This is a genomic window from Microcoleus sp. (assembly GCF_049646505.1).
GTDB lineage: Bacteria > Cyanobacteriota > Cyanobacteriia > Cyanobacteriales > Microcoleaceae > Microcoleus.
Genome location: NZ_JBARVX010000384.1, coordinates 1 through 10,105, shown reverse-complemented (window position 1 = coordinate 10,105; position 10,105 = coordinate 1). Strand labels below are relative to the sequence as shown.

Annotated in this window: 8 protein-coding genes; 4 read left to right on the top strand and 4 right to left on the bottom strand. The window is 46.1% G+C overall.

Going from position 1 to position 10,105, the window contains the following annotated elements:
* Together WBA89_RS19210 and WBA89_RS19205 are read left to right on the top strand one after the other, a co-directional pair.
* Positions 1–129: transposase (locus WBA89_RS19210; RefSeq protein WP_424408799.1), on the top strand; the 129-nt coding region annotated here is incomplete at its 5' end.
* Between the two features lie 360 nt (positions 130–489).
* Positions 490–1,155: a hypothetical protein gene (locus WBA89_RS19205; RefSeq protein ID WP_424408797.1), complete on the top strand. Its 666-nt coding sequence runs from the start codon at positions 490–492 to the stop codon at positions 1,153–1,155.
* A 332-nt stretch (positions 1,156–1,487) separates the two neighbouring features.
* On the opposite strand, the gene glmU is transcribed toward WBA89_RS19205, so the two are convergent.
* On the bottom strand, positions 1,488–2,873 hold the full coding sequence (glmU, locus tag WBA89_RS19200; RefSeq protein WP_424408798.1) for a bifunctional UDP-N-acetylglucosamine diphosphorylase/glucosamine-1-phosphate N-acetyltransferase GlmU: 1,386 nt from the start codon (positions 2,871–2,873) through the stop codon (positions 1,488–1,490).
* Between the two features lie 704 nt (positions 2,874–3,577).
* On the opposite strand from glmU, the gene WBA89_RS19195 reads away from it, so the two are divergent.
* Both WBA89_RS19195 and WBA89_RS19190 read left to right on the top strand, forming a co-directional pair.
* A complete protein-coding gene (locus WBA89_RS19195; RefSeq protein WP_424408796.1) occupies positions 3,578–4,615 on the top strand; it encodes a hypothetical protein in 1,038 nt (345 codons plus the stop codon).
* Positions 4,616–4,690: 75 nt separating this feature from the next.
* The gene (locus WBA89_RS19190) at positions 4,691–5,515 is read left to right on the top strand and encodes a sulfurtransferase (RefSeq protein WP_424408795.1); all 825 of its coding nucleotides are present in this window, start codon (positions 4,691–4,693) and stop codon (positions 5,513–5,515) included.
* A 190-nt stretch (positions 5,516–5,705) separates the two neighbouring features.
* Here the strand turns inward: WBA89_RS19190 and WBA89_RS19185 are convergent, their stop codons facing one another.
* The 3 genes from WBA89_RS19185 to WBA89_RS19175 all read right to left on the bottom strand — a co-directional run bounded on the left by WBA89_RS19185 (position 5,706) and on the right by WBA89_RS19175 (position 9,963).
* Positions 5,706–7,178, bottom strand: coding sequence for an MBOAT family O-acyltransferase (locus tag WBA89_RS19185; RefSeq protein ID WP_424408794.1), 1,473 nt, complete (start codon positions 7,176–7,178; stop codon positions 5,706–5,708).
* 124 nt (positions 7,179–7,302) lie between these two features.
* Entirely contained in the window at positions 7,303–8,895 is a 1,593-nt protein-coding gene (locus WBA89_RS19180) for an ATP-binding protein (protein ID WP_424408793.1), read from the bottom strand.
* Positions 8,896–8,943: 48 nt separating this feature from the next.
* Entirely contained in the window at positions 8,944–9,963 is a 1,020-nt protein-coding gene (locus WBA89_RS19175; RefSeq protein WP_424408792.1) for an ATP-binding SpoIIE family protein phosphatase, read from the bottom strand.
* Positions 9,964–10,105 lie beyond the last annotated feature (142 nt).

Genomic DNA, 10,105 nt, shown 5'->3' with positions numbered 1-10,105 from the left:
GCGTATTTTGATCGGAGGACTACTCAAGGAGTTGTGGAAGGAATTAATAACAAATTAAAGCTCATCAAAAGAAAAGCTTATGGGTTTAGAAATTTTGACAACTTTATTCTTAGGAGCTTCTTACATTAGCATTTTGCTAGTTAGTTTTACATACTAGGTTCGGTAGAACCATATATTTTTAAGATTCACCTGTTTTAAGTCACTGTAAGCTATCTTAAACGCAGTGGCAGGTAAACTCGCCACATTTATTGTTTGCCAGACATTTTAGTGCTAGTCTGTTAGCAAAATAAGAAGGGTCACGGTAGAGGACAACTTCATAATAATACACTTTAAGTTGACTATTCGCCAGAACGCGGCAGGGAAGGCGATCTGTAGCATCATTTTTGGAATCTAAGGGTGAAATAAATGAAAATAATCAAGGAAACAGCAACTGAACTAATAATTCAGACTCAAAACATATTAGATTTTTGGCTTCACAGTTGTTTATTAATGACATTTGGACTGATGTCGCTGGCTTTTGACTATCATGCAGCAACTCTAAGCTGCCAGCGGTTGCAGGAAAAACCGGGAAGTTGCCAGATTGTGCGATCGAATTTACTGGGATCGTACATCCAAGAAATTCAGCTTGATGCTTTGCAGGGAGCTAAAGTTCAAAGATGCGGCTATAGAAGCAGAGTTTTACTTTTGACTTCGGTTGGCAGTGTTCCTTTCACTGGTAACTCGACTAACTGGGGAAATCAAGACGCTGTTGCTTCTGATATCAATTTTTTTGTTAGAAACGCAAAAAATGGCTTGCTGCGCTTAAAACAAGACGATCGCTGGTTGGAATGGACGGGAGGCATATTGTTGCTGGCAGCATTGGGAGCGATCGTGTTGAGAAATAATGAAACTTACAGCTTTGATGGAACTTTAAACACCTTGACTGTTAAACAGCGGGGTTTGTTGGCGCGTAAAGCCATGCAATACTCTCTGTGCGAAATTTATGGGGTGGAAGTTGAGCGAACCAAAGATCGGGATTGTGATGTTTGGTACGAAGTCAGACTGTTGGTTTCTGGAGGATCTCGCATATCTCTGCCCCACACTATGAGTCCCCACGAGCAACTAAAAATCGCCAAAGCGATTAACAATTACCTGCACGCGCGATCGCACTATTGAACTTTTGTTGTTTGTAGGGCGCGCACTGGCACGGGTAAGCTGTTGCGGCATTTAAATTGAATGTCAAAAAAAATCCCCGTCTTGTGGGGTGTAGGGGTTTGGCTGAGAGCTCGCCCGCCCTGAACATACAGTTTAAATGTAGAACAGCTTACGATCGAAAACTTAATAACTTAAGCACCTCCTAAAGTCCTCTCTCTTTTAACTTGCCTTCCTCAAAGGAGGCAGAGCCTCCGGATCTGCATTACCAGGCAGAGCCTGGTAACGAGGAGCAAAAAGATTTTTGTGGGATGGGCTTATAGCCGGTCCTAACTATTTTTGCAAGAGGTATAATGTTATTTTTCCGGTTCTTTGAGTTTCCAACCTGGTTTGACAACTTGCCGCGATCGGGCAATTACTAAACAGTCATTCGGCACATCTTCCGTCACGACAGAACCTGCCGCTACTGTAACATCTTCTCCCAAAGTTATTGGTGCAACCAGTACGCTGTTGGCACCGATTTTAGTTCGAGATCCTATTTGAGTTTTGTGCTTGTTTTTTCCGTCGTAATTGGCGGTAATTGTCCCAGCACCGATGTTGACTTTTTCTCCCAAAGTCGCGTCGCCTAAATAAGACAAGTGAGCAACATTAGTTCGAGATCCAATTTCAGCATTTTTCAATTCTACAAAATTTCCGACGCGGCAGTTCGCTCCTATTTGCGCGTGTCCCCGCAAGTGCGCGTAGGGGCCGATTCGCGAATTTTCGGCGACAATACTGTCAGAAATTACTGAATAAAGCACAGTCACATTTTCGCCAATTTGACTGTTTTCAATCAAACTGCCGGGGCCGATGCGGCTTCTGGAGGCGATCGAAGTTTTTCCCCGCAAGTGAGTTTGCGGTTCAATTACCACATCCGGCTGCAACTCTACGGTATCGTCGATCGTAATGCTGTTGGGATCGAGCAGCGTCACTCCCGCCGCCATCCACTTATCCTTTACCCGCGCTTGCAAAATTTCGGAAGCTGCGGCTAAATGTTTGCGATCGTTAATTCCCAATATTTCTTGATAATCTTCCACATCCACCGCCATCACGGGAGACAGGCTGCTTACCGTATCAGTTAGGTAATATTCTTTTTGGTCGTTGTCTGCTTTCAAATCCGGCAAAATCTTCTCTAAATCCGGCCAGTGAAAGCAGTAAACACCTGCATTAATTCGGTGGTTTTGCTTTTGAGCTTGTGTGCAGTCGCGGTCTTCGACAATTTGCTGCACAAAGTTTTGACTGTCGGTAAATACTCGCCCGTATCCTTGAGGATTCGGCAAATTAGCTGTCAATAAAGTAGCAGAGTTTTGGTGCTGTTTGTGAATTTCCATCAATTGTTTGATAGTTTCTGCCCTCAGCAAAGGTACATCGCCGTTTAATACCAGCAAATCTCCTTGAAATCCCTTTAAGTGAGGCAGCAATTGCTGGATGGCGTGACCGGTTCCCAATTGTTCGGTTTGTTCGACAAATTCTAGGGGAGGAGATTCGGGGTTGTGTGGTATTTCTTGACCTCGAAGCAGCGATTGTTTAACGAGTTCGCCTCGATAACCGACGATGACAAGCCGCCGGGAAATTTGAATTTCTTGACAGCTTTGGAGGACTCGCTCAACTAACGATCGACCGCCCAATTCGTGGAGAACTTTGGGCAAGTCAGATTTCATGCGCGTGCCGCGTCCAGCCGCTAAAATTGCTATTGCTACCATTGTGCGATCGAGTTTTTTGCTACAAAAACTTGCATATTGACTCAATGATGATATCACTCGCCGTCCGTCGGTGCTGCTGCGATCTCACAATTTTTTAATCTTAAATCTCAAATCTCGAATCCGGGCGATCGAGGTTTTTGCAACCGGATGTTGGTTTGAGACGCTGCGCTTGCGGTTTGACAAGCGAATTTCAAAGGTGGTACAAGCCCCTGGATCGATCTGTCGAATCAATCGGGAGCATCTAAAATCTCAAATCAGAAGAGCCCCATCCTCGATCCGTGGGGTAAATCTCAAATCTCAAATCGAAAAATGGAAAATCGAATGACTTGATGCGGCTGGGCTATATTGAGTTGCGGGTTGGGTATCAAATTTTTGAGGACTCAAGTCGGAACGATCGAACCTGAGTTCGGTTCGATTGTTCTGACTTGGGTGCTTCCCCAAGGGATTCCAGGGGGAGCGAGAGTGATAATTTGCATCTTAAGGCTGGGATTTGCTGGGATAGATTATACTATATTGTTGAATTTCAGTTGTGGTGTTTTCAACTCAAAAAACTATTGGTTGCTGACTTTTTGATTTTTTCTACCTTCCACCGCCACAGCGCCCGACGGTGAGGATGTCAAGAATTGCTGAAATCCTTGCCAAAGATTGCTTCCTCCTTCTTGCTTCTACCTTCTACCTTCTGCATTATCAGATGTCCAATTATTATGACAGAACTTAATTTTCAGGAACTTGCCAAGCAGGGAAATCCACAGGCGATCGCATCTTGGTTAAACAGCCAGTTGCAATCTGAAGGGATCGCAGCCTCCGCGCATCTCGACGGCGACTGTTTGAATGTCATTTTGGAAGCCGAACAAGTACCGATCGAACATATATTAGTTGATTTTGTCCGCAGCCAACTGACAGATTTGCAGCCGGATTCGATTAGCAAAGTGAAGGTTGAGGGGCGAGGAAGCGGTGAGATTGTACCTGCTTGGATTCAGGAGTTTAGTTTTGACAACAGCACTTTGGAACAGCACAGCCTTGAAGGAGAATCTGTGCCAGAGACTGCGGTTGCTAATATCGACGGCGCGATCGCCGAAGATACTCAAATTAATATTGAAGAGGAGAAATCGCCGGAATTTGCTGCATTTGAGCAGCGGTTGCGATCGACTTTTATTGTAGTCGGGCTAGTGACGGGTATGTTGGCGATCGCCGTAATGGCGTTTGTCGGTAAAATTTTGAACGAGCAGCCAGCAACTGCGGGGAATAACCCCGATGAAATAGCGAATTTACCAACTGTACCGGATACTTTTCGAGACGCAGTTAACAGCGCAGTCAAAGCAGCAGAATTAGGGCGAGTCGCAAAAACCAAGGAAGATTGGACGACAGTTGCCGATCGCTGGCAAGAAGCGGTATCGTTGATGAGAAGAGTACCGGAGTCTAGCTCCAACCATCAACTAGCTCAAACCAAAGCGATCGAGTATCAAAAATATCTGCTTTACGCTCAAGAATCCGCAGTAAATATAACTCCGCCAGAGCCTACTCCCGCCACCGCCGAAAAACCGCGTTCAGACAAAGCAACTCCTAAGAAAGCTAATTCAGTAAAAGCCGAACCGGAGAAAGAAAGTCCCCGAAAATCTAATTCGGAAAAACCGCGAGCGGAAAAAGCAACTCCTAAAAAAGCTAATTCAGAAAAAGCCGAACCGGAGAAAGCAACTCCCAAGAAAGCTAATTCAGAAAAACCAGAATCCGAGCAGCGGTAAGTGCGCGGCATTCCGCCCTAATTAGAGAAGTTTTTTGTCCAAAAATGTAGATGTTAAACACCGATTTAAACAGTTATGAATGACAACGATTTAATTGTTTCTGCTGAATGGTTGGCCGCCAATACCGAAAATCCGCAAGTTGTAATTATTGACTGTAGGTTTTCCCTCGCCGATGTCGAATTGGGACAAAAACAATATCAAGAAAGTCACATTCCCGGAGCTGGTTATTTAGATTTAAATCGGGATCTCGCGAGTGCAGTTGGTAAACATGGCGGCAGACATCCGCTGCCAAATATTGCAGAGTTAGCGGAAAAATTGAGTGCGATTGGGATTAATTCAAAAGAAACTTTAGTTGTGGCTTATGACGATTCGCGGCTGGCTTTTGCGGCTCGTTTGTGGTGGCTGCTGCGATACATGGGACACAGCAAAGTTGCTTTGTTAGATGGCGGTTTTGGCGCTTGGAAAGCGGCGGGATATCCAGTAACAAATATTTTGCCGGAATCTCGGGAGGGTAAATTTGTACCGGAATTGCAGCGGGATATGGCGGTAGAATTTGAGGCGGTAAAAGAGCGAAAGGATTTACGGGACAGGGTTTTAGTTGATTCGCGAGAGAGCGAGAGATATGAAGGTTTGCGGGAGCCGATCGACCCGATTGCAGGTCACATTCCGGGTGCTGTCAACTACCCTTGGCAAGGGGTGACGGATGAAACTGGAAAAGTGCGATCGGCCTCGGAACAAAAACAGCGGTGGACGGAATTAGGAAAAGCGGAAGAAATCATTGTTTACTGCGGTTCTGGGGTGACAGCTTGCGTAAATTTACTGTCTTTAGAAATCGCTGGAATTCCCGATGCAAAACTTTATGTCGGTAGCTGGAGTGATTGGTGTTCCTATCAGTTGTAGGGTACTTACCAAAGCATTAATTATTCGTTACCAGGCTCTGCCTGGTAATGCAGATCCAGAGGCTCTGCCTCGATGAAAGCCAAGCGAGGCAGAGCCTCTGGACATCGGTTCCCAGGCTCTGCCTGGGAACCAGTTACCAGTTACAAAGCGGACTAAAGTCCTTACTACAAACCTATATTAAGATAATCCCCTAAAAATCGAAGTAAATATAAGGCAAACCGCCTTCGGGAGCTAACAGCCAAACCGCATACAAACAAAGCGGCACCAACACCAATTTCAGCGGCCAATTTAACTCTAATTTCAAACCCCGACTCAACGCATAATTCCCCAGCATCGCCGCAGCCACAGCCGCCAAAATCCAACTCAACTGCACTCTTTCCAAACCTAAAGCTTCCACATAAACTTTATTAGCAAACTGCACGTCAGCAGTGTGTCCCCACAAATGCGAAATTGCCCATCCCGAATCTTTTAAATCGGGAAGGCGGAAGAAGATCCAACTACTAAAAACCATCGTCTGAGTCAACAGCCAAGCGATCGCCATCCCGATCGGATTTTCCCACAAAAACTCGATCTGCAACCGCTTAAACGCCACATCAGTCAGCCGGTGCACCGTCAAAGCCAAACCGTGCAAAGCCCCCCACACAATAAATCCCCAAGCCGCCCCGTGCCAAATTCCGGCAATTAACATGACGATCGACAAATTCAGACAAGTGCGCCACAAACCGACACGCGAACCCCCCAACGGAAAATACAAATAATTTCGCAGCCAATCGCCCAAAGTCATGTGCCAGCGCCGCCAAAAATCACCGATGCTGGTAGTAAAATAAGGGAAATCAAAATTTGGCGGCAAATACCAACCAAGCAGCAAAGCAGTGCCGCGCGCCATGTCAACATAGCCGCTAAAATCGAGATAAAGTTGCAGCCCGTAAGCAAAAATTGCCAGCCACAAATCCTCGCTTCCCGCCCGCTGCAAGTTGGTAAAGCTTAAATCGACATAAATTCCCAAGTTGTCAGCGAAAAGACCTTTTTTAACTGCACCGAAGGCGATCGTCCAAAGTCCTTCAGAAATGCGATCCGGTGTCGGAAACTTCTGGGATTTTAGTTGATAGATCAAGTTGTGATAGCGAGTAATCGGCCCAGAAATTAGTTTGGCAAAAAACAATTTGTAAGCAGCAAAATGCAGCAGCGAAGTGGCCGCCGGTGCGCCTCGGTACACGTCTATCAAATAAGAAATGCACTCAAAGCAAAAGAAACTCAATCCCAAGGGTGCGATGACGTGAGTTTTCACCCAGTTAGCGCTGTCGAGAGCAACTGGCAAATTCAACAAAGTGCCGATCGAACTCAGTACAAAAGGCACATACTTAAAACCCAGCAGCAGCAACACGTTCAGCGCAATTCCGATCCACAGCAACCACAAACGGCGGCGGTTCCAAGAAGCATTAGCAATCCGCCAATCCAGAGGTTCCCCAATCGCCGTCGCCAAGCAGTAATTAAACAAAACACTGACTAAAAGCAGAGGAATGTACCAAATTTGCAGCGAAGCGTAAAAAATCAGACTGCCCGCGAGCATGATAAACAGCCGCCACCACTGCAGCGGAACCGACCAGTAAGCGGCAAACAAAACTAATAGAAACAGGGCATATTGAAGGGAGATGAAAGTCATACCATTTGATATTTGAGAATTGGGGAATGGTTGATAAGCTGACGTGCCTCTAAATTTCAATAGGCAATTGAGATGCACATCAGCTTATCACGTCCGCTCTCTGAAAGCCGATCGCCCATCCTCATCAGCACCGCTGGCGACCCCGATCGCGATACAATGAATTTCGGCCAGCAAGTCTTTGGGAAAATGAAAAACACTCTTCATTATCCACCACCAAAATTTTTGCTGCAGAATCCCGCACGGGCGATCGAGAATTTGCTAGAAAAAGCGGTGTTTTCACCCCCTTAGCAGCAGACATTTCCAAAGGTTTTTCTAAATCTCCATCATACACAACCGGCAAATTGACCAAAAAAGTCGATCCCGCTCCGGGCGAACTTTCAATTTCAATACTTCCTCCCAGAAATTCAGTCATTTTCTTACACAAAGATAATCCCAATCCCGTGCCTTTCACGCCCTTCTGCAAGTGATTTTCGATTTGGACAAATTCTTCAAAAATCCGCGTTTGGTCTGCTGGCGGAATACCAACGCCCGTATCTGCCACGGAAAAAGTAACAGTTCCCCCCTCTTCCATTTGGGCAGCAACTCGCACTTCGCCGGCTTCAGTAAACTTGAGAGCATTTGAAATCAGATTTCGCAAAATTTGAGAAAGTTTTCCCTCGTCCGTTGTGAGGGTTGGAAGTTCCCGAGGCGCTTCAAAAATCAGAGTAACGGCAGAGTTTTGGGGTAGCAGGGGGCGCATCATTCCCCGCAGCACGCTGAACAAATCTTCGACTTCAAAATCAGCAACGCGAACAGTGACTTTTCCAGCTTCTACTTTGGCTAAATCTAACGAGTCGTTAACAAGTTCTGCCAGAGAAAGGGCAGATTTGTGAATAAAATTTACTTGCTTTTCTTGTTCTGGTGAAAGTTCTCCGTCGAGACGATTTAACAAAATTTCAGAAAGACTTAAAATTGCCGTTAGGGGAGTGCGAAACTCGTGGCTCATATTGGAGAGAAAGCTGGTTTTGAGTTCGCTGGCGCGCTGGAGAAATTCTGCTTTTTCGTTCAATTCGGCGTAAAGTGCCACAACTCCGCGATTGGTATCTTTTAGTTGTTGATTTAACTGTACGAGTTCTTCTTGACGCTGGCGGAGTTCGTCTAAAGTTCGCAGCAATTCTTGATTTTGTTGCTGAATTTCGGCGTAGGGATCTTCGGGAATTTGGCGCGCTAGTTTGTCAACTAATTGATTTAGTTCGATCGCGCTTAGAGCAGGCATTTGTTTAGAAAACTGCTTAATTAACTGTACAGCAGTTCCGCGATCGGGCGAAGAATCGATTTGCACGTCATCCATCAACCGTTTCGCCGCTGCTAAACCGAGTCCCGCACCGGTTTGCGATCGAAAATTGGGGCTCAAAACCGCCGATAAATCAGCAATTCCCGGCCCGCTGTCAGAAATCCGAGTCCGAAAAAATTGGCGCGATTCCCCTTCCACAATAAATTCTACTTTACCGCCGCCTGCATATTTAAAAGCATTGCGGGCAATTTCGGAAACTGCTGTCGCGATGCGAGTTTGTGCTTGGGAATCGAATCCTAGCCCCTTGGCAATTTGGCGCGCTCTTTGGCGTACTTGTACGATATCTTGCTCAAAGCGGACTTCCGTCGTCAGGATTGGGTAACTAATGCCATTTTCGATTTTCGACTTTCGATTTTCGATTGTGGAATCACTGATGACTATCATGTTTGAGTTCTCGCCTACAGTTTCATTTTTTTTTGAAAGCGGTATGTATTAAGCTGGTTGTCTTACCTTAGCTACTACAACTGTCATATCATCGCGAGTCCGTTTGAAGTCCCGGTAGAGCACCGCCGCGATTAAAGCCGGATGTCTCGCGGCCAAACCCGGATAGCGGTTGAAATCCCACTGCGCCGCCAAACCGTCGGAGTGCATGACTAGCAAGGAATGCGGCGACCAAGGATAGACAAATTCTGCTACTTTTAGCATCCGATGTCCAACAGTACCATTGTAGGAAACCATGCTGCGACTGCGGTTATCTGTGACGACTACACCAGAGATATTGCCAATTCCGGCAAAACAGACTTTTTGTTGGGTACGATCGATTTGGGCGATCGCAGCAGCCGCTCCTCTGGTATTTTTTAAAGCAGGGTGGGCCTTCTCTAAAATAGCTTTCGGCCCGAGTTTAGCACTTTCCCCAAATACCCGGACAGCTTCTTGCGAAGCTTCCTGGGCCAAAACCCCGTAGCCGAGCCCGTCAGCAACTAAAATTAGATTTTTGTCCCGATCGTTTTCTATCGCCCAGGAATCCCCGCAAATCTGCTCTCCTGCTTTCGGCAAGCTGACGGCCCCAAATTCCAAGTAATTGCTGTTTTGGGACGTTTCCAGGCGATTCTGAGTCGGTTCCAAGCGCATTAATAAAGCTGTCCCCAGTTTCGGTACAGAATGAATATCAAAAAAACTAGAAAGGCGTTTAATCGCGCCGAGTCCGGTTCCCAGAGTTCCCGCAGTCGAAAAACCGTCTCGCAGACACTGGCCGACATTTGCCATTCCCGGCCCCCGGTCTAACGATACTATTTCAATGCTATATCCTGCGTCTGTTTTTACAGTTTGCAGCAAAATCTCTCCTTCGCTGGCGTGTTTTACCGCGTTTTTTGCAGCTTCGGCGGTGACAATTGCTACTTTACCGCGATCGGTCTCGTTAAATCCCACTTCGGCCGCCAGGGCGACTGCAATTCGCCGCGCTTCTCCGACTTGACTTTCTTCTGTTACTGGTAAGGCTACGGCATTTATCATTATTTTGTAGTTTTAATCTGAAGCTAGTCAGTAGTCAGTAGTCATTAGTCAGTAGTCATTAGTCATTAGTCATTAGTCATTAGTCATTAGTCATTAGTCATTAGTCATTAGTCATTAGTCATCAATAACCTCAAAAACAGGG